Raw genomic sequence first — 23,656 nt, forward strand, 5'->3', positions numbered from 1 at the left:
GTACATAAAAATCCGCCATTTTGCGTATCTAGTTTATATCATGCAAAAAATGGAGGATTTTATTTTGAAAAAAGCAATTTTATTATCAGTTTCGTTGGGTGTATTGGGCGCTGCAAGTCCGGTGGTGGTTCAGCAGGATGTGCGGGCAAATGCAGACACTGTGAACCAAGCCCCAGGAACCGTGAATGTAACAATCCATAAGGTATATCATTCAAGGGGCATTTTTGGGACACACCAAGACAATCAAGGTTTTGATCAGTCCGTCACTCTCGATCCAAGAAAGTCTAATGAAATATACTTAGACGACGAACCGGATTATAGTCCTTCCCATAAATCTATTAAGGTTGACCCCATGTCAACAAGAGAAGTAGTTGTTGACTATTACGCGACGCCAGCAAAAGTACAAGTAAAGTTTGTAGATGTTACTGGCAAAATAATTCGAGATCCAAAAAATTATGACAAATGTACCTTGCACGGGTAGTATATTTTAAAATCTGAAATTACAAATATTGATGGTTACAAGCTTTTAAATCCTCACACCACAGAAGGGAAAATATCTTCCACGGAGCAGACGATTAAGCTAGTTTACACAAGGAGTGATACACCTCAAGAATCCCACGAACTAAAAAACATCGTTACCGTTGAATCGGCGGTTACAAATAATCCAGCACCAGAGAAAAAGGTTGAACACACCGAAGAATCTCCTGCAACGCAGGCAGTGTCAACTCCTGAAAGTCAAACTCAAGTTGAGTTGCCAAAAGCCAGTCCACTGAAGAACAACTCGACGTTAGAACCGCACAATGATGTGAAGCTGTTACCAGTACCACCTGTGGAAGCTGTTGAGACTGAAAAGAAGGATCAACCCCAGTCGGTTAAACCAGTGAAGACTGAAAATCAGAATCAGGATGTTTCAAAGAAACAAAGGACGCAAGACACCCAAAACATGCAAAACGCATCCAGCTCAGCGACTAAGTCCGTTGATGACGGCAAATCGTCCACTGAACAGGCAAAACAGGCTCCTAAATCAGTTCCAGCCGTTTCTCCAAAGACAGACGGAAAGACCGAATCAAAGACGACTGCAAATGAAGCCAAGCACACTGAAGCTGCAAAAGAATCCAGTGTCGAAGCAAAAGCAGATCCCAAAGGTCTTTCAAGTGAAACCAAAGATGGCGGAGACAAGCCAACCACAACTAAAGAAGACACTGATCAGACAGCGCCTGCAGAGAAAACTGAGACCCCAAAAGAGGTCCCAAACAATGAAGGTGTCGCTCCAGCTGAGAAAGATTTACCTGCAGCTGCTCAAGACGATGCACAAATGACAACGAATGAAGCCAAACAGCCGACTAAAGCGGGCCTTGTGAAAATTCCTCAAGTGGACAAAAAGGCTGTTGATGAGGATCCATTTCTTAAATCAATTTCAGATAAAGGGTCAGTCAGCGAGGAAAAGGTGGCCGTTGATAAATCCAAGAAACGATCAATTCGAAAAGAGATTTCTTCAACTGAACAATACCGTCTTCGTGGCATTGATGCACATAGCAAGGAACTTTTTAACAAAACGGTGGATTTGACTAAGGAAGATGCAGCCGATTTTCCAGCTAAGAACGTGGAATTCTATGGCTATGATTTAGTCGATTCTGAATATAATAAAGAAGCCAAAACGTTCATATTGCATTATCAAGCTAAAAAAGTGACGTTCCATATTATCAATACTGACGAAGAGGGGAAAACATTGTCTAAAGAAACTCTCCAGATGGAATTTGGCGATCAGAAATCCTACACACCGAAAATTATTTCAGGTTACCAGGTAAACGATTCCTCAAAAGTCTTGAAAGCTGACAATCTGTTACCGGATGACGTTACCTTCATATATTCCAAATTATCAGATAAGCGGCAAACAAATGAAACGCATGCCAAGACTCGTGATAAAGCTCGTAGCAAAGCGTCTGAAGATGATCATCAACATACGCTGGCCGAGAAAGGGGATGTCTCTGATGAGCATTCCAGTGATTCTGACGAGTCGAATGAAAAGCTACCCCAAACCGGCGAATCTCATTCATTTCTTGGTTCCTTAAGCGGTTTGGCTCTTCTATTTGGTCTAATCGGTAAAAAACTTTTTAAACGAGACATTTGATTATGATATGATGGATATCAGAAATAATTAGAGGATGATCGAATTGCAGGTACGAGGAAGTTACAGGCTGTCTCAAATTAAAACAATTGTAAATGGTATTATCATTGGTGTTCTTGCAGGTTCTGCGGTATCAATGTTTCGTTGGTCAATTGGCCACATGACGAATATTATGCAGTATCTTTACGTTAATTCTATTCACCATTTACATTTTTTATTTATGGCAATTGTGATCAACGTTATTATTGGCTTGATCGTCGGCTGGTTTTTAAAACAGCAGCCGGATATTAAAGGATCCGGTATTCCACAAGTTGAAGGTCAACTGTTGGATGAGGTGAACTATGGCTGGTGGCCGGTTCTTTGGCGAAAGTTTATCGGTGGCATTCTGGCAATCGGTAGTGGCCTTTATCTTGGCCGGGAAGGGCCCTCTATTCAATTGGGATCTACCTTGGGTCAGGGAGTTGCCCATTTTACCAAGCAGGTTGGATTTGACCGTCAGGTATTGATTTCCAGTGGTGCGGCTGCCGGCTTGAGCGCTGCATTTAACGCGCCAATCGCCAGTACACTGTTTGTACTTGAAGAAATTTATCACAATTTTTCAACAAACATCTGGATCGTTTCATTAACTTCAGCCGTCACTTCGGATATGGTTGCAGCATATGTATTTGGTTTAAAGCCGGTTCTCTATATGAGAAGCGAGCCGTTACCACTTAAGTATTTCATTTGGGTAATTGTACTTGGAATTGCCTTGGGTGTCTTGGGTCGACTTTATCAAATGGTCATCCTGCGCATGGGTAAATGGTATTCCCACACCAAGATTCCATGGTACTTTAACGGGATTATTCCATTACTGCTTGTGATTCCTCTTGGGGCATTTTTCCCACAGCTGTTGGGTGGGGGCAGTAAAATCATTCTTCAGTTGAGTTCCGCAAATTATCCAACCCTGATTCTCTGTTTGTACTTTATTATTCGATTTGTTTTTTCAATGATTTCATACGGTAGCGGGTTGCCCGGTGGGATTTTCCTGCCAATTCTTTGTTTAGGCGGTCTGATTGGCGCAATTGTCGGTAGCATTGCCGTTAATCTCGGCTTGATGAGTCCATTTTATTTCTCAAGCTTTATCATTATGGGGATGGCCGGTTATTTTGCCGCAATTAGTAAGGCACCCTTTACGGCGATTCTGCTTATCACAGAGATGGTTGGAACACTCTCGCATCTCCTTGGTCTGGCAGTTGTCTCATTAATCGCATACGGCGTCTTAGACATGTTAAACGGCAAGCCGGTGTACTACTCCATGCTTCAGCAGTTGTTAAAGGTCCAAACCAAGATGAATATGGGTCGAACCGCCGAAATTATGGAGACGGTTTATGCCGGATCCGATATGGACGGCAAAAAAGTTAGCCAAATTCATTGGCCAAACCGTGCGCTGCTGACAAAAATTCAGCGGAACGGCGTTGAAATTGTTCCAGCCGGGAATACTTTGATTCGCTGGGGAGACACGCTTTTTATTAACGTCTCAACTAAAAACCAGCGTCAAATTACCCAACAAATTATTTCCTTAACAACAGAAACTTAATTCCAAAAGGTAGCGTATTTTGGTATAATGTGTTAGTTTAGTAAGAGTAGTATTAAGCCGATTCAACGGTAGGAGGCTATCAACGTGTACAACTTTTTGTTAACATTATTACTGATCGACTGTGTATTAATCACAATTGCAGTATTAATGCAACCATCAAAGACTAATGACGCCATGTCTGCCTTAACTGGTGGGGCCGATGACTTGTTTGCAAAGCAGAAGCCACGTGGCTTTGAAGCATTCATGCAAAAAACTACACTTGTTTTAGGGATTATTTTCTTTCTCTTAGCACTTGCATTAGTTTGGATATCATCTCATTAGTATTCAATCCTCCTGTTTAAATGCAGGAGGATTTTTATTATAATTGAACATGTGGATGCGAAAGGATGGGTGCTATGCAAACACCAGTCAAATCTTTTTATTTCGAACACGGGCCAAAGGCAGTCATATTATTGCACGCTTTTGCCAGTGGTCCCGTTGACGTCCGAATGTTGGCAAGATATTTGGAACGTCAGAACTACACAGTTTATGCACCGATGTTTATGGGGCATGGAACTTCGGATTTCAGCGACATTTTAATCCAGGGGACACCCGAACGTTGGTGGAATGATGCTCAAAGGGCGGTTCAATTTCTGAAGGACAAGGGCTATACTCAAACAAGTATCTTTGGGATTTCACTTGGTGGAATTTTCGCTGCCAAAACGTTGGAGAATGATCCTTCGCTGGTTGGTGGCGGATCATTCGGATCACCAATTGTCCGAAAAAGGCAATTTAGTGTTCACAACACCTTCATGCAGATGGCCAAAGCCAATTTCGTCCAGTATCAAACAAATGAAGCCATTATGAATTCAAAACTCAAATGGCTTGATGAAAACATTGATACGCTTCTGGGCAAAATTGCCGACTTCACTGTTGGAGTTGCGCAAGATCTGCCAAAGATTTACCAGCCATATTTTATTGGCCAGGGATTAAATGACGAAATTGTTAATCCGGAAAGTGCCAAGTCATTACGTGACGGCCTGGTTAACAGCCAAGTCAGTTACCATGAATACCCAAATGCCAGTCATATGATTACTGTTAACACTGCTCATAAGCAATTAGAGGCTGACTTAAACCAATTTCTAACACAACTTTATGAATAATAAGAGGAATATAGATTGCAAGATAATGATTTGAAAAATCAAATAGAAAACGTTCTCCGAACATATCCGGACAACGTATTTACTGTCGAAAAAATTGCTGACGTTTTACGCTCACACGGTTCTGCCGCTTTTAAGCTGATTGTTCAAGAATTAGCTTCTTTGGAACGCGATAAAGTCGCTGTTGTTACGCAGGATGGTAAGTTTCAGTTGAATCCTGACAAGCAAAAGCTCTCAGGCATTTTCCACGCCAATGATAAGGGCTTTGGATTCGTTGCATACGATGAAACTGCCCCTGATGCGTACATTGCTCCGGACAATACGATGAATGCCTTGAACGGTGATACGGTTGAAATGGAAATTGTTCGACCCGCTCAACCAGGTTCTGATCGTGGTCCAGAAGGTAAAGTAACCGCCATTGCCGAGCACAAGTATACTCGGGTTGTTGGCCCATTTGAAAAGAGCGATGACGATAAGGGCTACATTGGCCAATTGACTTTAAACGATAAAAAAATTGCCAAATACAAGTTTTATATTAATGATGTTGGTTTAAAACCAACTCCTGGAGAAGTCATCACTGCTCAAATTACTGAGTATCCAGATTCCAAGCATCCTGATTATATGGTTGGAATTGCCGATGAGGTCATTGGATCAGTTGATGATCCCGGCATTGATATTTTGCAGATTGTGTATGCTCATGATATTCCAGCCGAATTTCCTGAGGATGTTATTCAAGCTGCCGATGCCATTCCCGACCATGTAACCGAAGCCGAAAAAGTTGGTCGTGAAGATATCACGGATCAAGACTTGGTTACGATTGATGGTGAATCATCAAAGGATTTGGACGATGCTGTTACTGCATGGAAACTGCCTAATGGCAACTATCATTTAGGGGTTCATATTGCCGATGTCAGCCATTACGTTCAACCGGGAAGTGCCATTGATAAAGAAGCATTCCGCCGTGGAACTTCAGTTTATTTGACTGACCGGGTTATTCCAATGCTGCCAAGGAGACTTTCCAACGGAATCTGTTCATTAAACGAAGGCCAACTCCGTCTTTGCATGAGCTGTGAAATGGAAATTGACCAGTCTGGTAATATTATCAAGCATCGAATCCATCCAAGTTTGATGAGATCAACTGCTCGGATGACTTATACAGCTGTTAATAATATTTTGGAGTCCCATGATGAAAAGACAATGGAACGATACAAAAAACTCGTTCCAATGTTTGAAACGATGGGTGAACTTCATAAAATTTTGTACAAACATCGTAAAGCACGTGGTGCCATTGACTTTGATGATAATGAAGCAGAAATTATCGTTGATGAAAAGGGCCACCCAATTGACATTAAGCTTCGTGTCCGTGGAACTGCTGAACGAATGATTGAATCATTCATGTTGGCTGCCAATGAAACGGTTGCCAAGCATTATTATGAAAAACACGTGCCATTTATTTACCGTGTCCATGAAACTCCTGATGCCGACCGGATTCGAACATTCTTCGAAACGTTGACGGCATTTGGCATTAATGTCAAAGGTGATCCTGAGCACATTACGCCTAAGACTTTACAAAATGTTTTAAAGAAGGTTGTTGGTAAACCAGAAGAAATGATGGTTTCTGTGATGTTGCTGCGTAGTTTGAAGCAGGCCCGCTATGCTGACCAGGAATTAGGTCACTTTGGTTTGGCTGCACCATACTACACCCACTTCACATCACCAATTCGTCGTTATCCGGATACGATGGTTCACCGTTTGATTCATTACTATAAAGATAATGGCATCAATGACGAAACCAAGAAACGTTATGCAAATGTCCTTGATGAAATTGCAACCACAACTTCACAATATGAACGACGGGCTGTCGATGCTGAACGGGATACTGATTCAATGAAGAAAGCCGAATACATGAACGACCACTTGGGTGAAGAATTCGATGGGGTTGTCAGTTCTGTTATGAAGTTTGGCTTGTTTATCGAATTACCTAATACGGTTGAGGGCTTGGTTCACATTAGTCGAATGAACGACGACTACTATCAGTATGTTGAACAATTTATGGCCTTGGTTGGGCGGAACACTCGACGGACGTATAAAATGGGACAGGCAATCAGAGTTAAGGTTGTCAACGTTGACGTTAAGCAGAGTGCTGTTGACTTTGACATTGTTGATCCTGAAAAGACACCTGTCAGCAACATGCTTCCAAAACGGACTTACCACAATAATTATCATGGCAATAATGATCGACATGGTAATTCCAACGGTAATTCTCATTCCAATCACTCGAATCATTCCAATAACCGTAATCGGAACAATAATTCCCACGGTAATGGTAATAATGGACATCGCAACCATAATAAGCATTAAAATGTAAGTGAGGTGATTTGATGGCCAAAAGGAAAAATCGGCATAATAATGATAATTTGATGGCGCAAAATAAAAAAGCCCGTCATGATTATTCGATTTCTGATACTTACGAAGCCGGCATTGTTTTGACCGGAACTGAGATTAAATCAATTCGTGCCCGTCGAATCAACCTAAAAGATGGATTTGTCCAGATACGAAATGATGAAGCTTATATGATGAATGTGCATATCAGTGAATATGCGCAGGGAAATCAGTTTAATCATGATCCGCTGCGTAATCGGAAATTGCTGCTTCATAAAAAGCAGATTCGTAAGTTGGCTCAAATTACTCAGGATAAAGGAGTCACAATTGTTCCTTTGAAAGTTTATCTCAAAAATGGCTTTGCCAAAGTTTTGATTGGGGTAGCAACTGGTAAACATGAGTACGATAAGCGAGAAACCATCAAGCGGCGTGACCAGAAGCGTCAAATCGAACGAGTTATGAAACATTATTAAAGCAAGTAAACTAAAAGCGATGAAGCGATTGGCATGATGCCAATTCGTTTCATCGCTTATTTTCATTTATTGTGGACAGTTTGAATATTTTCTCCTTCAAGTTTGGCCTTAACTGGCGCTTTTTCCAAAACACCGAGTTTTAGTCGGGATGCGTGGGCTAATGAAGGGTGGTTCAAGATGGCGGCAATCGCCAAGACCAAAGGTTCGTGGTTGGTACTGTCAACATCCATGATCCGAATGACCTGATCGGATTGGCTGTAAGATTTGATCGTTGCAATCCGGTTTCGGCCGTGCATAATCCGGTAGGTCTGTTTTTCCTGATTTCCGGTTACCAGCCAATTAATGCCATTTATGAAGATGGTGGTGTAATGTAACGTGAAGTGGACAACCGAACTTCCCACAAATTGATCCAAATAGTAAAGGTCAAATTTGGGGGTCATTCCAAGCGACTGTTGCCGAACAGTGGCCACGACTTCCCCGGAAATGGCGTAAATTGAAAAAGTGTCGGAAATTAGGCCCCATTTCCCAACAATTAAATACTTTGTGTCTCGATATTGATCGGTTACTTTACTCGAACGGGTATGATCCAATTCGGATAAGTTCAACTGTAATTTTCGACTCATAAACGCATTTCCTTTACTTGTATTGATTACATTTTAACACGTTCCCAAATTATTTACTCTGGTGTTATTTTAAAAATGATATGGTAGAATAAAACGTGAGGTGTTAGGAATGAAACCGTTTATAAAAAATGACTGGTGGGATGTTTTAAAACCCGAATTTGAAAAAACTTACTATCAGCAGCTGCGTCAATTTTTAATATCAGAATATAAAACTCAATACATTCATCCTGATATGAATCATATTTTTGAAGCGTTTCAGCTGACGCCTTTCAGCAAGGTGAAAGTTGTGATTTTGGGTCAGGATCCATATCACGAACCTCACCAAGCTCAGGGGTTAAGCTTTTCAGTGATGCCGGGCGTTCAGATTCCACCGTCACTACAGAACATTTATAAGGAGCTTCAGTCTGACCTCGGTATTAAGCCGGTTGCTCACGGTGACTTGGAAAGCTGGGCAAAGCAGGGCGTCCTGCTTTTGAATTCAGTGCTGACCGTTAGAAATGGTCAGGCTTTCTCCCACAAGGGAAAAGGCTGGGAACAGTTAACGGATGCCGCAATTCAAAAACTTTCTGCTCGTGAAAAACCGGTCGTCTTTATTCTGTGGGGAAGAGCTGCCAGAAATAAGATTTCATTAATCGATACCAAAACCAATGTGGTGATTCAGTCCGCACATCCAAGCCCATTGTCTGCGCATCGTGGATTCTTTGGCTCAAAGCCATTTTCCAAGACTAACGAAGCGTTGGCAGCAATGGGTGAAGAACCGATTAATTGGCAGTTACCAGAAAAGGTATCGCAAACATCTTAGGATGATTTTGTAGAATTGGAGGATTTATCATGGAATTATTTGAAAGTCTGAAGCAAAAGATCAAGGGTAAGAATATCAGTATCGTTTTCCCAGAAGGTGATGACGTCCGAATCCTTGGCGCAGCAAGTCGTTTGGCCAAGGATGGCCTGGTTAACCCAATTATTTTGGGTGCCAAGGAAACTGTTGAAAAAGTTGCTAAAGATGCTGACATTGATTTGAGTAATCTTGAAATTATTGATTATCTCAACCAACCAGCCGATCAAATTGATGAAATGGTGTCTGCAATTGTTGAACGCCGTAAGGGTAAAACCGACGAAGCCAAGGCCCGTCAGTGGTTAAAGGATCCTAACTACTTTGGAACCACGCTGGTATACATGAATAAAATCAACGGAATGGTTTCCGGAGCCAATCATCCAACCGGCGATACGGTTCGACCTGCTTTACAAATTATTAAAACAAAGCCCGGTGTTAAATTAATCAGTGGTGCATTCATTATGCAAAAGGGTGATGAGCGTTACTTATTTGCAGACTGTGCAATTAACCTTGACCCAGATGCAAATGCCCTTGCCGAAATTGCTGTTGAAAGTGGTAAGGTTGCCAAGACCTTTGATATCGATCCTAAAGTTGCTTTACTAAGCTTCTCAACCAAAGGCTCTGCAAAGGGTGACATGGTCACCAAAGTTCAAGAAGCAACCAAGTTAGCTCAAGAACAAGCCCCAGACATGGCAATTGATGGTGAGATGCAGTTTGATGCAGCCTTTGTGCCAACCGTTGCTGAGAAAAAGGCACCAGGTTCAAAAGTTGCCGGTAAAGCAACTGTCTTCGTATTCCCAGAATTACAATCAGGAAACATTGGCTATAAGATTGCCCAAAGATTCGGTGGCTTTGAAGCCATTGGACCTATTTTACAAGGGTTAAACAAACCAGTTTCAGATCTGTCACGAGGCAGTAACGATGAAGACGTTTATAAAGTGGCTATCATCACAGCTGCTCAAGCATTATAATAGTGATAAATAAACAGGATAGGATTGTGACGGAGACTCTTTCTGGTCACAATCCTTCCTTTTTGAATGAGGTGATTTAAGCGTGTCAAATACAATAAAGGTTGAATCAGCAGAACAAACCATGGCAATCGGTGAGAAGTTGGCGCCATATTTACAGCCACAAGATTTGATCTTACTCGACGGTGATCTGGGTGCCGGTAAAACCACGTTTACTAAAGGATTAGCAAAGGGATTGGGCATTACCAAGCCTATCAAGAGCCCAACCTTTACAATTATTCGTGAATACCAAGACGGTCGAATCCCGTTGTATCACATGGATGTTTACCGTTTGGAAGAAGGCGGCGGAGATGACTTGGGCCTTGAAGAATATTTCAATGGTGACGGCGTCAATGTCGTTGAATGGTCAAAGTTTGTCGCCGATGAGCTGCCCGATAAATATTTGAGAATCATTTTTCGACGGGACGATTCCCAGGGAGATAACGTCAGAACCCTGACCTTTGAAGCAAAGGGCGATCGATTCGAAAAAATGATCACTGACATTCTTGGTAAATAAAGATAGGAAGCGAGTCCCGATTTGGCAGAAGAAATCAACTTTCGATTAGCTGAGCCCAAAGATGGCCAGGCAATTCTCGACCTTCTTAAAGTGCTGCAAAACGAGTCTGATACATTCCTCGTGGATTCTGATCTTGATGAGATCACTGGAAAAGACGAAGCCCAGCAAATTAATTTCATTAATCACTCGCTGACGAATTTAATCGCCGTTGCGGAATATAAGACAGAGTTGATCGGCATTGTGACGGTCGACAATCTCAAGGCAGACGTTGGCGAAGTTGGGGTCGCCGTTCTTGCCGGCTATCAAGGTTATTCAATTGGAACCACCTTGATGGAACTGGCAATTGATTGGGGAACCGATTTTAGTTCCTTGGATAAGCTGGTATTGACCGTTTTTACCGAAAACAAGCCGGCAATTCATATCTATCACAAAGTGGGTTTTCATGATACGGGTAAATTGCTGCAGGATGGCCGTGAAGTGATCACGATGGAAAAGTTAATCTCAAATAAATCGAAAAAAGATTGAAAATTGGGGAATTCCCAGTTTTCAATCTTTTTTAAATGGCTTTTACAAAACTTGTCAGCATGTCACTGCCAAACTGTTGTTGTTCGGTTAATAATATATTGGCACAGGCAACACTATCATCTAATGCGTTATGGTGATGTTCCAAAACAATATTTAATTTATCACAAAGGGTATTCAATTTATGATTTTCCAAATTGGGATAAAATTGCTTCGAAGTTCTTAATGTATCCAACGTTAAATAATGTGGTGGCGTGACTTGATAACGTTCCAAAGTGCGTTTTAAAACACTGTTATCAAAAGAAGCATTGTGGGCAATCACCAGTTTATTGGCAGTAAAAAGAGGGGCAATATGCTGCCAAACCTCTGGAAATGTTGGGGAATCTGCGACGTCACGTTCATGTATCCCATGGACGTTGATATTTCGCCAGCTGAACGGCATTTCCGGATTGATTAATGAATAAAATTCATGTGTAATTTGATTATCTCGAACAATGGCCAACGCAATTGAACAGGCACTGGCTCTCTTTGCATTTGCGGTTTCAAAATCCATCGCAACAAAATTCATAATTTTCACCTCAAGTTAATCACATTGTACAAAGAACCTTCAAAAAACGCAACCAGACTGCATTCGGTTCTCATCATACATTCATGGGGATTTTCGTGTTAAACTTATAATATATGTTTTGAAATAGAGGAATTGAAAATGATGCAATCAAAAACCATTGTAAATTTGTACCCTGAAATCGATATTTTATTGGATGAACCATTGTCCAAATACACCCATACTTTAACTGGCGGACCAGCCGACATATTGGCGTTTCCCAAGTCAATTAAAGAATGTCAGGACTTGTTGGATTACGCAAACGACCATTCATTACCTGTCACGGTTGTTGGGAACGCCAGTAATTTAATCGTCAAAGATGGCGGTATTCGCGGCTTAACCATGATCTTAACCAAGATGAACAAGATTACGTCCCATGAGAACCTGGTCGTTGCCGATGCCGGTGCCGCTTTGATTGATGTCACCAAAGCTGCCCAGGCAAATTCACTGACCGGAGTCGAATTTGCTGCCGGAATTCCTGGAAGTGTTGGGGGAGCCGTTTATATGAACGCCGGTGCTTATGGTGGTGAAATTGAAAATGTTGTTGTCGGCGCCGAAGTTTTAACACCGGACAATCACATTATTCATTTGGATCATGAGCAGTTGGACTTTGGCTATCGTCACTGCAGTGTTCAGGAAAATCATCAAATTGTGATTTCGGCTACTTTTTCACTGGAAACCGGAATTGCTGAAAAAATTCAAAAACAAATGGATCATTTAAATGCGTTACGGGCATCGAAACAGCCACTTGATCTGCCATCTTGCGGAAGCGTCTTTAAGCGTCCAAAAGGCTATTTTGCCGGAAAGTTGATTCATGATTCCGGATTACAGGGATTTCAGATTGGCGGTGCTCAAGTATCGTTAAAACATGCCGGGTTTATCGTCAATGTTGATGGTGCAACGGCAACTGATTATTTAAAAGTCATTGCTCACGTCCAACAGACTGTTTTCAATAAATTTGGCGTTCATTTGGAGACCGAAGTCAGAATCATTGGTGAAGACCCCAAATCAAATTAGGAGTTGGTAATGCGTGCACATCCTTGAAGCTGTCATTTTACTGATGACATTGGTTGTTTTTTCCAATGTTGTCGATCACTTTGTTCCATCTGTTCCAGTCAGTTTGATTCAAGTCGTCTTGGGGCTTGGAGCTGCTTTGATTATGAACGTTACCATCCCCTTGGAAACCGACTGGTTCTTACTGTTATTTATCGCGCCATTGCTTTTTAACGATGGGCGCAGGTTCCCGAAAAAGGAGCTTTGGAAGCTTCGGGGTCCCATTTTGGCCAATGCAATTGTATTGGTCTTTTTGACGACGATCCTTGGTGGACTGCTTTTTCACTTATTGATTCCAACAATGCCGTTTTCTGTCAGCTTTGCGTTGGCAGCCATCCTGTCGCCAACCGATCCGGTTGCCGTTCAATCAATTTCTAAAAGAGCCAAGCTTCCCGAAGGAATTTTGCACATTGTCAGTGGTGAAAGCTTAATTAACGATGCCAGTGGCCTGATTGCCTTTAAATATGCAATTGCGGCTACTGTCACCGGTGTTTTTTCAATCAAGACGGCGGCAATTGATTTCGTTTATATCAGTATTATGGGATTCATTTCCGGTTTAATTGTCATGGGGCTCATTTTACTGATGGAAAATTGGCTGTACCGTCAGGGGATTAACGATGTGATCTTTAGTACGGTATTGCAGGTGACAACCCCATTTGTTGTTTACCTTGTGACCGAGGAATTTCTACATGCTTCCGGCGTTATTGCCGTTGTGACAGCCGGAATTATTTTTCACTTTTACGGAACTGCGCCAGATCGCAGTCAACCCGAGTTAAAACTGGTCAGTGAGAAAACTTGGGATATCATTATTTATACCCTTAACGGAATTGTGTTTCTGATTCTTGGAATCGAACTTCCGTTGGCCACCACCAATGTCATTCAAAATAACCGGATTAATACTTTCAGTGCCCTTGGGATTTCATTTGTGGCCTGGTTTATTCTGCTGGCGATCCGTGTCATTTGGATTTATGGGTACCAAGCTTTTACGAGTATTCGGTCCCAGAAAATCGAGTCACTCAAAACCAAAGAAATGCCGACCTTTAAGGCGGCACTTCTCGCTGGTCTCTCTGGTGTTCGAGGGGCGGTAACCATGGCCGGAGTGCTTTCAATTCCAATGGCCGTTGAAAATGGTCTGCCATTTCCGTCCAGATCACTGGCATTGTTCGTGGCCGCGGGGGTTATCATTATTTCCCTGGTGGTTGCCACGGTGATGCTGCCGTTGATTTCTGAAGATAAAGCACCTTTGTTAACCCGTGCCAATTCGACGGATGGACCTGATGAACTGGATGCCGACGGCCTTGACGATGAGGATGAAGAAGACGATGAAGAGACAAAATATATTTCAGAGGATGAAGCCCGAGTGTACATTATGAAGCTGGCCGTTCAGCGAATTGAAGAGGAACGTCGGCCAAATAATCAAAAAGAAGCTTTTGATCTGATTTTGGATTATCAATTTTTAATCCGTCGGCTTGAACTTAAGCTTCAGGACAAAAAAGAAATGGATTCAATTATCTCTGATGAGCTGGCGCTTCGAAGAGTGGCTTTACGTGGTGAACGGGCTGCCGTTCAAAAATTATACGACGATCAGAAGATTTCCAAACAGGCATATTTGATTGCCACAGCCAAGCTGCAGCGTTTGGAGAATCGGATGATTCATTCAATCGGTCATAAAATTAAGCTTGGCCATGGGACTGCCCGCAATTTTGTAAAGCTGCGAAATCGAATTTCATTGTGGCTCATTCGTCATAACACTGATGAAGATATATCGGATGAACTGGCGTTGATTCAACGTGAGCAGGCCAAAGCTGCAATCTCAGCGTTGTCGGATTACTTTGCCCGGGATGATATTGACAATCAGCGATTTGACAGCCAGTCTGTCTACCATTTGATTGTCCATTACCGTAACCAGATCGAGTTAGCTAAGGTTCATTCCAAAAAGCAAACTAAAAATCAGGCGATGAACTATCAAAGCTTGAGAATCAAAGCTTTGGCGGCTGAACGTGAAGGCGTGCAGGTTTTACTGGAGCAGGGTAACATTGATTGGTCAATGGCAGCCCATCTCCGACAATATATTAACTATTCTGAAACAGTTTTGATTATGGATTACCAAAACCAGTAGGGGGAATATTGATGAATGACAAAGGACTTATCAATTTTAGAGATATTGGTGGACTGAAGGTTCCAACCGGGGTGTTGCGTCCGGACTACTTTTATCGAAGCGGCCAGATTTCCGGCATTACGCCAGAGCAATCGGAATTTTTGCAAAATGACTGTCGGATAAGGGACGTTTACGACTTTCGAAGTACCGACGAAGTCGAACAGGCGCCGGATACTGATCTTGTACATGCCAAATATTATCATATCGATATCTTGTCTGATAAAACATCCAATGGTGCCAGTTTGGGCGCAATGATCACCGATGGCAGTCAGGTTCGCCAGAATATGCTTAAAACCTATGAATCGATTGTTTTGAGTGAATCTGCCCGAAAAGGTTACCATGACTTTATGATGGGGTTACTAAGTGATAATGCCCCAATTTTATTTCATTGTTTTGCGGGTAAAGATCGCACCGGGTTTGCGGCTGCGGTCATTCTCAGAGGTGCCGGTGCCGATGATCAGCAAATTATGGATGATTATATGCTCACTAATAAGCTGCGTGTTCAGGCCAATAAGGACATCCTGAATCGATTCAAGAGTGAAATGAATCAGCAACAGCTTGATAATCTGCACACTGCTTTAATGGTGGATAGCGATTATTTGAAGCACGCTCAAGATGTTTTACTGGATCACTTTGGGACGTTTGATCATTATCTGCAGAATGGCCTGGATCTGCCAAGCGACTATATTGCGCAATTTAGAAATAAATTTGTGGTCAAATCATAAATTTGGCAAACGAAAAGGGATGCAACCTGTCAGTAGTGACGGTTCACATCCCTTTTATTACTTTCTTGGATTCTGAATTAATTTAAGTGTGTAGTAAAATACTAACTGGACGATTGTTAACAGCACAATGAACACAACTGCCGGACGACTCCACATATTCATTAACGGCCGAATAAACAACTCCGGCGTTAGGAATAGGTAAACGGTGTGAATTCGTAAAAAGCGGCCAATAAAGATTCCAATTGACGTCAAGATTGTCAGGCCAACGACGACGGTGTGCTTGATCAAAATGTGTTTGGCATGAATTCTCGCGGTGATTGCGTTGGCAACTGTATCCAATCCCCATAATCCCAGTAGCGTCGAAAACAGTGTTGAAATTAACAGTAACGCGAATTTGAACCACATGACATCATCTAATCTAAGCAATCCATTGATGCCATAAGGATTTAACAACGATAAGTGGAACAAATCCGTTAACAAATAGGGTGTGTTTGGATAAAACAACAGCCAGATGATGATTATCACCCAGAAAAGCAGGCCGTTTTTCGGCTTGCCCACATCAATGTGGAAGCTGAGCTCAATTGGGATATACGCCAAAAATGTATTGAGCACTAAAAAGTTAAACGGGGGCGTTTTTAAATATAAATACAATCCTGCCATCCAGATAAGAAATAATCCCCGGACAAGCCATTTATTTTTCGTATTCACCTCAAAACCCCCTCACACTTTAATTAAACTATTTTTTGACGGTAAATACCATTAATAATTTAGAGTTCAAGACATTTTTAATGATTTATTTAAACATCACCGGAATTTTCAATCGATTATCAGTTTCATACGGTAGAATGATATAATATTTTTGAAAACTAATTAAGGGAGAGCGCAATGAATTGGTCTAATATTTTTACGTTACATAATTTTACGAGCCTGATTGATATTTTTGCAGTCTGGTTCCTAATATATAATTTGCTTTTAATTGTTCGTGATACCAAAGCCGTCCAGCTTTTGCGCGGAATTGTTCTGATTTTAATTGTTAAAATTATCAGTGCATACACTGGGCTCTCGACCTTGTCGTGGATAATGGACCAGGTGATCAATTGGGGAGTTATCGGTCTGATTGTTATTTTTCAGCCTGAAATTCGTCGAGGCTTGGAACACCTTGGCCGCGGATCCCTTTTTGTGAAGGGCCGAAAGGAAAACGAAAACGCCCAAAAAATGATTACCGCGTTGGACAGAGCCATTCAGTACATGTCCAAGCGGCGAATTGGGGCGTTGATTACCATGCAGATGAATACCGGTTTGGAAGAATATATTGAAACCGGTATTGATTTGGACGCTGATGTCAGTGGGGAACTGCTCATCAACATTTTTATTCCAAACACACCACTGCATGATGGTGCCGTCATTATTAAAAATAATCGGATCGCCGCAGCGGCTGCCTATTTACCGCTGTCACAGAGTAACCTGATTCCAAAGGAACTTGGGACCCGACACCGGGCCGCCGTCGGAATTTCCGAATTGACCGATGCCATGACCGTTGTCATTTCAGAAGAAACCGGGGAAGTTTCAATTACTCAAAATAATGAGTTGCTCCGTGGGATGACCCGTGATGACTACTTGAAGTATTTCAAGAATCAGTTGATTACGCCTGAGGATGAACAAACTCACAAAACGCTTCTTAATACAGTCTCCAGCTTTATTGACAAGCATTTTAAAGGAGGCCGGTAATTATGAAACAATGGCTCTTTAAAAATTGGGCGTACCGGCTGCTGTCATTATTCTTCGCTATTTTACTGTTTATGTATGTCGGCAGTACGCGAACCAGCACTACTAACAGTCAGTCCGGAAGCAATAATTCGACTTCATTAACATCCAATCGCTCGCAAACATTTTCTGTTCCGCTTTCCTTAACGGTCAACAGCAATAAATACTTTGTTACCGGGTACCCGCAAAAAGTCAAAGTTCATTTGGCTGGCCCGTCAGCTTTGGTTACCACGACTGCCAATACCCAGAATTTTAAAGCTTATGCGGACCTTTCCAAGTTGGGAGTCGGACGGCATACCGTTCGGATTCAACAAGAAGGGTTAAATAATGATTTGAGATATCGCTTCGAACCGGCTACAATAAAAGTTGATATTCAGCCACGAGAAACCGTGACCTATCCATTGAAAGTCAAATACTCACAAAGAAACATTGCCTCGGGATACCAGGCAGGCGATGCGAATGCGGACGTGAAGAACGTCAAGATTACCGGTGCTTCGGATCAGATTAATCGAATTAAGTCTGTCGTTGCCCAGTTAAATGTTCCTCAAAATGCCAAATCGTCAATTTCAAGTCAGGCAATCATTGAGGCTCTTGATGCCAAGCAGAATACGGTTAATGTTGTAATCACACCAGCCACCGCTGATGTGACGCTCCCAATCACGCCGGGAAACAGCAAAGAGTTGCCTATTAAGCTGGAACCTAAGGGAATTACCGATGATAACGAAAGCTTCACTTTAACATCGGATACCAAGCGGGTTAGAGTATTTGGAACCAAATCGGAATTGGATAAGCTGAGTTCGGTTAAGGTTGAAGTTGACACCAGTGATGTCACTAAAACCAAGACTAAGAGCGTCATGCTCGATTCCAAGTTGAATAGTGTTAAAGGTTTTGATCCAGAAAAAATTGTGGTTAAAATCACCAGAAATAATTAGTAAATGGCTAGTAAAAAATAATATGGAAACTGAAATGAGGAATTTTTAAAATGAAGTATTTTGGTACTGATGGCGTCCGTGGAATTGCGAATAAGGAGCTTACCCCTGAATTAGCATTTAAGTGTGGTCGAGCAGGCGGATACGTTCTGACTCATCACTCTGAGAGAAAGCAGCCGCAGGTCTTAGTTGCTCGAGATACCCGAATTTCTGGTCAAATGCTTGAAGAAGCTTTGATCGCCGGATTATTGTCAGTTGGAATTGAAGTTTTGAACTTGGGTGTTGTGACGACTCCAGGAGTTGCCTACTTGGTCCGAAACCAGGATGCCGACGCCGGAGTTATGATTACTGCTTCTCACAACCCAGTTGAATATAATGGTATCAAATTCTTTGGTGCTGACGGTTATAAATTATCCGACGAGTTGGAAGAAGAAATTGAAGGAATTCTTGAAAGATCCGAAGATATTCTTCCTCGTCCTGCAGCTGAAGGATTGGGTGTTGCCGGCGACTATCTTGAAGGTAGCCAAAAGTACATTCACTTCCTTGAACAAACCATTTCCGAAGATCTTTCCGGAATGAAGGTTTGCGTTGATGCCGCTAATGGCTCAACCAGCAAATTAGTCACAAGTTTGTACGCTGATTTGGGAATTGAATTTGAAACCTTGGCAACCAATCCGGATGGCCTTAATATCAACGACCATGTTGGATCAACCCATCCTGAACAACTTCAAAAATTTGTGTTGGATAAGGGCGTTCAGGCCGGAATTGCGTTTGATGGTGATGGTGACCGTTGTATCGCAGTTGACGAAAACGGTAAATTAGTTGATGGTGATGCCATCATGTACATCTGTGGGAAATACATGGCTGAACGTGGCCGTTTAAAGAAAAACACCATTGTGACGACTGTTATGAGTAACATGGGGATGTACAAAGCCATGGAAAGTGCCGGTATGACCAGTGTTAAAACCCAGGTTGGTGATCGTTACGTTGTTGAAAAGATGAACCAGGATGGTTACAACCTTGGTGGTGAGCAGTCCGGTCACATTATTTTCCTTGATTTCAATACTACCGGTGATGGGATGCTGACGAGTTTGCAGCTGTTATCAGTTATGAAATCCACTGGTAAGAAGCTGTCTGAATTGGCTGGCGAAATTACCAAGTACCCACAACGGCTTATCAACGTCAAAGTTGCCGATAAAAAGCACGCTTTGGAAAATGACAAAGTTCAAGACGCCATTCACCAGGTTGAAGAAGAAATGCACGGTGATGGTCGAGTATTGGTTCGCCCTAGTGGAACTGAACCTTTACTGCGGGTTATGACTGAAGCACCAACTCAAGATTTGGTCGACGAATACACTAAACGGATTGCCGACGTGGTTCAAGAGCAGCTTGGGATTGACTAAACTTTGATTGAATGACGGATTAAAATAGAAGATTGTTTTTTAAAAGAGTTGTAAGCAAAACGAAAGTTTTACGGCAACTTTTTTTATTTACCACAAATGGCGGTAAATAATTTAATATATTAATTTTTAAAGTTTGCTATACCATTTAATATCTTTTGTTGACATTTATGCCGAAGTTAGGTAGATTATACGTGTTATATAAAGTTGATTTTTTGTATATACCAATTTTAAAAACTTGAGGAGAATACTAAAATGTGTGGAATAGTTGGAGTGACTGGAAACGATAATGCTGTTTCAATTCTATTGGAAGGGCTTGAAAAACTTGAATACCGTGGCTACGATTCAGCTGGTATTTATGTTAACGATTTAAATGGCATTGATTATTTGGTTAAACGCAAGGGCCGCATTTCTGAACTTGAAGCTGCCGTTGGTCCAGAAGTTCACGGTTCTGTCGGAATTGGTCACACCCGCTGGGCAACCCACGGTGTTGTCAGTGTTGACAATGCCCATCCTCAATATTCAGAGGATCACCGTTTCTATCTTGTTCATAACGGTGTGATTGAAAACTATAAAGAATTAAAAGCTAAATATTTAAGCAACACAACTTTCACCAGCCAAACCGATACTGAAGTCGTCGTTCAATTGGTTGACCGGTTTGTTCAGACTGAAGGATTAACAACCAAGGAAGCCTTCTTGAAGACTTTGAGTTTGCTTGAAGGATCATCTTACGCCTTCCTGTTAATTGACAGTACGGACCCTGAAACTTTGTACGTTGCCAAAAACAAGAGCCCATTATTAATCGGTGTCGGTGACGGCTGCAACGTTGTCTGCTCAGATGCTTTGGCAATGTTGAACGTTACCCATGATTTTCTTGAATTGCACGATGGGGAAGTTGTGACTATCAAGCCAGATTCTGTTAATATCCAGGATCGTGACGGCAACAAAGTTGAACGTGATACTTTCCACGTTGACATGGATGCTCAAGAAACTGACAAGGGCCCTTATCCTTACTACATGCTCAAAGAAATTGACGAGCAGCCTAATGTTATGCGCAAGTTGGCTTCACTTTACACTGAAGAATCAGGCAAGCCAAATGTTGATGCTGAATTAATCAACGCAATGAAGCAGGCTGACCGTTTGTACATTGTTGGTGCCGGAACCAGCTACCATGCCGGCTTGGTTGGGAAGAAGTTGTTTGAAAAGTTGGCTCATGTCCCAACCGAAGTTCACATTGCTTCTGAATTTGCTTATGAAAATCCATTGCTGTCCAAGAAGCCATTCTTTATTTTCTTATCACAGAGTGGTGAGACTGCAGACAGCCGTGAGGTTTTGGTTAACGTGAATGCTCATAATTACGAAAGCTTAACGATTACAAACGTTGAGAATTCAACATTGTTCCGTGAAGCAACCTACACGATGCTCCTTCATGCGGGTCCTGAAATTTCCGTTGCTTCTACAAAAGCCTACACTGCCCAAATTGGTGTCGAAGCCATTTTAGCCAAGGCTTTGGGTGAAGCCAAGGAACAAACCATTGCCGAAGAATTTGATATTCGTCAACAATTGGGATTGGTTGCAACCGGTATGCAAGCCATCATTGATGAAAAAGATACGATTGATGATTTGGCCAAGAAGTACTTCGTTCCAGCTAACCGGGCATTTTATATTGGCCGTGGCATTGATCAAACTGTCTCACTGGAATCTGCCTTGAAGCTTAAAGAGATTTCTTATGTTCAAGCAGAAGGATTTGCATCAGGAGAATTGAAGCACGGAACCATTGCTTTGATCGAAGAGGGAACTCCGGTGATTGGCATTATCACGCAAAAGCGGACTGCCAACTTGACCCGAAGCAACCTTCAGGAAACCGAATCTCGTGGTGCGGCGACCTTCACGATTGTTCGTAAGGGCTTGGCTGAAAAGGATGATACCTTGGTCATTCCAGATGTTAACGAACTGATCACACCATTATTAAGTGTTGTTCCAGCTCAGTTGATTGCTTACTTTACCAGCTTGAACAAGGGCCTTGATGTTGATCGCCCTCGAAACTTGGCAAAGAGTGTCACTGTTGAATAATGTTCAAAACTAATTGAAATTGAATCTTTAAGGAGATAAGCAGAAATGCTTATCTCCTTTTATATTGAAATACCTGATTGTTCAAGAAACTATTTTTGGATTGTAGTTTCTTTTTTTGTTTTCAATCAAAAAATGATATATTATAAGAGTTGGTAAAGATATTAAGAAAGTTTAAAGGTTTTTGAACGAATATTTGGATGTTAGGGCTTCATTTTTAGTCAATTATCTAATATGATAGTGATGTGGCCTAAACGGAGGTGTGAATCATTGAATAAAATATTTAAGCATGGATTAACTGCTTTGCTTGTCACGGGGATGGGGGTTTTATTCACAACATTTTCTGCCCAAAGTACATACCAACAAGCTTATGCTTCCACAGCAAGCAGCTTTATAACGAAGTACAAGAGTGATGTTTCCAAAGCTTCAACCAAACACAATTTGTATGGGTCGGTTATGATGGCTCAAGCCGGATTGGAAAGTGGCTGGGGTCAAAGTGAGTTGACTACCGAAGCTAATAACTTCTTTGGTATTAAGGGTGCCTACAATGGTGCTTCTGTTTCGATGGCAACGACTGAATATAATAGTAATGGTCAAATGATCCATACGACTGCCAACTTTAAAAAGTATCCGACAGCTTATGCATCATTTGCGGATAACGGTTCAACGCTTAGAAACGGGACTAGTTGGAACCCAAAGTATTACTCCGGCTCATGGAAAGAAAATGCGGCAACTTATGAAGATGCTGCCAATGCTTTGACCGGCAAATACGCAACGGCTCCTAACTACGGTCAGTCATTGATCACGGTTATTCAAACATATAATTTGGATCAGGTATTTGGTGAAACCGGCAGCTCATCGTCCAGTTCATCATCTGCCCAGAGTTCGTCTTCAAGCGCATCGAGTGCTTCTAGTGCATCCAGCGCAACGACCGCAACTGCGACAGCAGCGCCAAAATTAGCAAAGGTTAAGTATTATAAAGCAAGTGGAAAAGATTTGGTTCCACTTTCAAGCAAGTACAAGAAATATTACGTATATAATCATGTGAAGGGTTCGACAACCTCACAAAAGCGTTATACTTGGTCTCAACTTGGTGTTAGAAACCGAGTTCAAGTATACTTGGACATGCGTGGGGTTAAATCCAACAGTTCAACGACTTGGTATCGGTTAAGGTTCTACAGTAGTTCCAAGGCTAAAAAGTTCTGGGTAAGTGCACCTGCATTGCAGTTTGCGACAACTTATTCCGGAACAGCCAGCGGTGCTTTAACCCCAAGCAAGAAGTCATCCGGCTATATTTATAATCATATTGTCGGTTCCAAGACGCTCTCAAAGCCGGTAAAGAAAGTTAAGACGCTTGCAGCTGCCAATAAAGGCTTTAATGTCAACAAAACCGCTTTGCAAAAGACATCCAAGGGGATCGTTCTTTGGTGCCGAATTGCTGACGGCAAGACAAAAGGTTGGATTAAAGGCTCAGATGTAGTATCATATCCTGGGTCGGTTGCAATTGTTAACCACAAAGAAACCAAGTCAATCTCGAAGAATGCCGGTTCAACTTATTTGTATGATCACGCCAATGCAACCGGCAATCTGCAAAAGCACTACAAGTTGAATCAACTTAATTTACGAGTCGGCACTAAGGTAACAGTTGATAAGATTGGTTATAAGATTAATGACCACTCACTCTGGTATCGAATCACCAAGCCAAATTCTTCGACCAAGTACTGGGTTTCAGGAACATTTCTATCTTAATT

General features: G+C 41.9%; 22 protein-coding genes. 19 read left to right on the forward strand and 3 right to left on the reverse strand.

All coding sequences use genetic code 11. The features are described from left to right. From LKE01_RS06875 to smpB, 7 genes are all read left to right on the forward strand, one after another. Window positions 1-481, forward strand: a 481-nt coding sequence (locus LKE01_RS06875) for a hypothetical protein (protein ID WP_225426940.1), incomplete at its 5' end; no start/stop codon positions are given. 237 nt (window positions 482-718) lie between these two features. Next, window positions 719-2,131 carry an LPXTG cell wall anchor domain-containing protein gene (locus LKE01_RS06880; RefSeq protein ID WP_054769529.1) on the forward strand — a complete coding sequence of 471 codons (1,413 nt, stop codon included), beginning with the start codon at window positions 719-721 and terminating at the stop codon, window positions 2,129-2,131. A 34-nt stretch (window positions 2,132-2,165) separates the two neighbouring features. Further along, window positions 2,166-3,704, forward strand: coding sequence for a ClC family H(+)/Cl(-) exchange transporter (locus LKE01_RS06885; protein ID WP_056981732.1), 1,539 nt, complete (start codon window positions 2,166-2,168; stop codon window positions 3,702-3,704). Between the two features lie 84 nt (window positions 3,705-3,788). Continuing rightward, window positions 3,789-4,025, forward strand: a complete 237-nt coding sequence (gene secG, locus LKE01_RS06890; RefSeq protein WP_013728113.1) for a preprotein translocase subunit SecG — start codon at window positions 3,789-3,791, stop codon at window positions 4,023-4,025. A 74-nt stretch (window positions 4,026-4,099) separates the two neighbouring features. Continuing rightward, window positions 4,100-4,846, forward strand: a complete 747-nt coding sequence (locus tag LKE01_RS06895; protein ID WP_056981775.1) for an alpha/beta hydrolase — start codon at window positions 4,100-4,102, stop codon at window positions 4,844-4,846. Window positions 4,847-4,861: 15 nt separating this feature from the next. Next, complete coding sequence (gene rnr / locus LKE01_RS06900; RefSeq protein WP_056981734.1) at window positions 4,862-7,204, forward strand: ribonuclease R; 2,343 nt, start codon at window positions 4,862-4,864, stop codon at window positions 7,202-7,204. 20 nt (window positions 7,205-7,224) lie between these two features. Beyond that, entirely contained in the window at window positions 7,225-7,698 is a 474-nt protein-coding gene (smpB, locus tag LKE01_RS06905) for an SsrA-binding protein SmpB (RefSeq protein ID WP_054769528.1), read from the forward strand. Between the two features lie 62 nt (window positions 7,699-7,760). Here smpB and LKE01_RS06910 read toward each other — a convergent pair whose 3' ends face one another. Next, entirely contained in the window at window positions 7,761-8,321 is a 561-nt protein-coding gene (locus LKE01_RS06910; RefSeq protein WP_054769527.1) for an LURP-one-related/scramblase family protein, read from the reverse strand. Window positions 8,322-8,430: 109 nt separating this feature from the next. Between LKE01_RS06910 and LKE01_RS06915 the strand changes: the two genes are divergently transcribed. The 4 genes from LKE01_RS06915 to LKE01_RS06930 all read left to right on the forward strand — a co-directional run bounded on the left by LKE01_RS06915 (window position 8,431) and on the right by LKE01_RS06930 (window position 11,205). Next, the gene (locus LKE01_RS06915) at window positions 8,431-9,123 is read left to right on the forward strand and encodes a uracil-DNA glycosylase (RefSeq protein WP_056981736.1); all 693 of its coding nucleotides are present in this window, start codon (window positions 8,431-8,433) and stop codon (window positions 9,121-9,123) included. Window positions 9,124-9,152: 29 nt separating this feature from the next. Beyond that, entirely contained in the window at window positions 9,153-10,127 is a 975-nt protein-coding gene (pta, locus tag LKE01_RS06920; RefSeq protein WP_056981738.1) for a phosphate acetyltransferase, read from the forward strand. Between the two features lie 82 nt (window positions 10,128-10,209). Next, window positions 10,210-10,680, forward strand: a complete 471-nt coding sequence (gene tsaE, locus LKE01_RS06925; RefSeq protein ID WP_082619720.1) for a tRNA (adenosine(37)-N6)-threonylcarbamoyltransferase complex ATPase subunit type 1 TsaE — start codon at window positions 10,210-10,212, stop codon at window positions 10,678-10,680. Between the two features lie 21 nt (window positions 10,681-10,701). Further along, window positions 10,702-11,205 carry a GNAT family N-acetyltransferase gene (locus LKE01_RS06930; RefSeq protein WP_056981740.1) on the forward strand — a complete coding sequence of 168 codons (504 nt, stop codon included), beginning with the start codon at window positions 10,702-10,704 and terminating at the stop codon, window positions 11,203-11,205. A 31-nt stretch (window positions 11,206-11,236) separates the two neighbouring features. Here the strand turns inward: LKE01_RS06930 and LKE01_RS06935 are convergent, their stop codons facing one another. Then, window positions 11,237-11,770: a 3'-5' exonuclease gene (locus LKE01_RS06935; protein ID WP_056981742.1), complete on the reverse strand. Its 534-nt coding sequence runs from the start codon at window positions 11,768-11,770 to the stop codon at window positions 11,237-11,239. Window positions 11,771-11,911: 141 nt separating this feature from the next. Between LKE01_RS06935 and murB the strand changes: the two genes are divergently transcribed. Genes murB through LKE01_RS06950 form a run of 3 tightly spaced genes read left to right on the forward strand, consistent with a single transcriptional unit; the run spans window position 11,912 to window position 15,742 of the window. Then, the gene (gene murB, locus LKE01_RS06940; protein ID WP_280542790.1) at window positions 11,912-12,823 is read left to right on the forward strand and encodes a UDP-N-acetylmuramate dehydrogenase; all 912 of its coding nucleotides are present in this window, start codon (window positions 11,912-11,914) and stop codon (window positions 12,821-12,823) included. A 13-nt stretch (window positions 12,824-12,836) separates the two neighbouring features. Next, window positions 12,837-14,978: a cation:proton antiporter gene (locus LKE01_RS06945; protein WP_056981746.1), complete on the forward strand. Its 2,142-nt coding sequence runs from the start codon at window positions 12,837-12,839 to the stop codon at window positions 14,976-14,978. Between the two features lie 11 nt (window positions 14,979-14,989). Continuing rightward, window positions 14,990-15,742 (forward strand): tyrosine-protein phosphatase, encoded by a 753-nt coding sequence (locus LKE01_RS06950; RefSeq protein WP_056981748.1) that lies wholly within the window; start codon window positions 14,990-14,992, stop codon window positions 15,740-15,742. Between the two features lie 57 nt (window positions 15,743-15,799). Here the strand turns inward: LKE01_RS06950 and LKE01_RS06955 are convergent, their stop codons facing one another. After that, complete coding sequence (locus LKE01_RS06955) at window positions 15,800-16,450, reverse strand: DUF1361 domain-containing protein (protein WP_179286802.1); 651 nt, start codon at window positions 16,448-16,450, stop codon at window positions 15,800-15,802. Window positions 16,451-16,627: 177 nt separating this feature from the next. Here LKE01_RS06955 and cdaA point away from each other — a divergent pair, with 177 nt between their 5' ends. The 5 genes from cdaA (at window position 16,628) to LKE01_RS06980 (ending at window position 23,654) form a co-directional block, all read left to right on the forward strand. Continuing rightward, the gene (gene cdaA, locus LKE01_RS06960) at window positions 16,628-17,470 is read left to right on the forward strand and encodes a diadenylate cyclase CdaA (RefSeq protein ID WP_056981750.1); all 843 of its coding nucleotides are present in this window, start codon (window positions 16,628-16,630) and stop codon (window positions 17,468-17,470) included. A 2-nt stretch (window positions 17,471-17,472) separates the two neighbouring features. Further along, a complete protein-coding gene (locus tag LKE01_RS06965; RefSeq protein WP_056981753.1) occupies window positions 17,473-18,438 on the forward strand; it encodes a CdaR family protein in 966 nt (321 codons plus the stop codon). A gap of 50 nt (window positions 18,439-18,488) precedes the next feature. Further along, window positions 18,489-19,838 (forward strand): phosphoglucosamine mutase, encoded by a 1,350-nt coding sequence (gene glmM / locus LKE01_RS06970; protein ID WP_054769526.1) that lies wholly within the window; start codon window positions 18,489-18,491, stop codon window positions 19,836-19,838. Between the two features lie 252 nt (window positions 19,839-20,090). Continuing rightward, window positions 20,091-21,908 carry a glutamine--fructose-6-phosphate transaminase (isomerizing) gene (gene glmS, locus LKE01_RS06975; protein WP_054769525.1) on the forward strand — a complete coding sequence of 606 codons (1,818 nt, stop codon included), beginning with the start codon at window positions 20,091-20,093 and terminating at the stop codon, window positions 21,906-21,908. 267 nt (window positions 21,909-22,175) lie between these two features. After that, on the forward strand, window positions 22,176-23,654 hold the full coding sequence (locus LKE01_RS06980) for a glycoside hydrolase family 73 protein (RefSeq protein ID WP_056981755.1): 1,479 nt from the start codon (window positions 22,176-22,178) through the stop codon (window positions 23,652-23,654). Window positions 23,655-23,656: the final 2 nt, after the last annotated feature.

The sequence above is a fragment of the Lentilactobacillus kefiri genome (assembly GCF_007989105.1).
GTDB classification, from domain to species: Bacteria; Bacillota; Bacilli; order Lactobacillales; family Lactobacillaceae; genus Lentilactobacillus; species Lentilactobacillus kefiri.

Coding starts and splice junctions, on each gene's coding strand:
- LKE01_RS06885 (WP_056981732.1), top strand. CDS start 2,166: ATGATCGAATTGCAGGTACGAGGAAGTTACAGGCTGTCTCAAATTAAA.
- LKE01_RS06895 (WP_056981775.1), top strand. CDS start 4,100: ATGCAAACACCAGTCAAATCTTTTTATTTCGAACACGGGCCAAAGGCA.
- smpB (WP_054769528.1), top strand. CDS start 7,225: ATGGCCAAAAGGAAAAATCGGCATAATAATGATAATTTGATGGCGCAA.
- LKE01_RS06910 (WP_054769527.1), bottom strand. CDS start 8,321: ATGAGTCGAAAATTACAGTTGAACTTATCCGAATTGGATCATACCCGT.
- LKE01_RS06915 (WP_056981736.1), top strand. CDS start 8,431: ATGAAACCGTTTATAAAAAATGACTGGTGGGATGTTTTAAAACCCGAA.
- pta (WP_056981738.1), top strand. CDS start 9,153: ATGGAATTATTTGAAAGTCTGAAGCAAAAGATCAAGGGTAAGAATATC.
- LKE01_RS06935 (WP_056981742.1), bottom strand. CDS start 11,770: ATGAATTTTGTTGCGATGGATTTTGAAACCGCAAATGCAAAGAGAGCC.
- murB (WP_280542790.1), top strand. CDS start 11,912: ATGCAATCAAAAACCATTGTAAATTTGTACCCTGAAATCGATATTTTA.
- LKE01_RS06950 (WP_056981748.1), top strand. CDS start 14,990: ATGAATGACAAAGGACTTATCAATTTTAGAGATATTGGTGGACTGAAG.
- cdaA (WP_056981750.1), top strand. CDS start 16,628: ATGAATTGGTCTAATATTTTTACGTTACATAATTTTACGAGCCTGATT.
- LKE01_RS06965 (WP_056981753.1), top strand. CDS start 17,473: ATGAAACAATGGCTCTTTAAAAATTGGGCGTACCGGCTGCTGTCATTA.
- glmM (WP_054769526.1), top strand. CDS start 18,489: ATGAAGTATTTTGGTACTGATGGCGTCCGTGGAATTGCGAATAAGGAG.
- glmS (WP_054769525.1), top strand. CDS start 20,091: ATGTGTGGAATAGTTGGAGTGACTGGAAACGATAATGCTGTTTCAATT.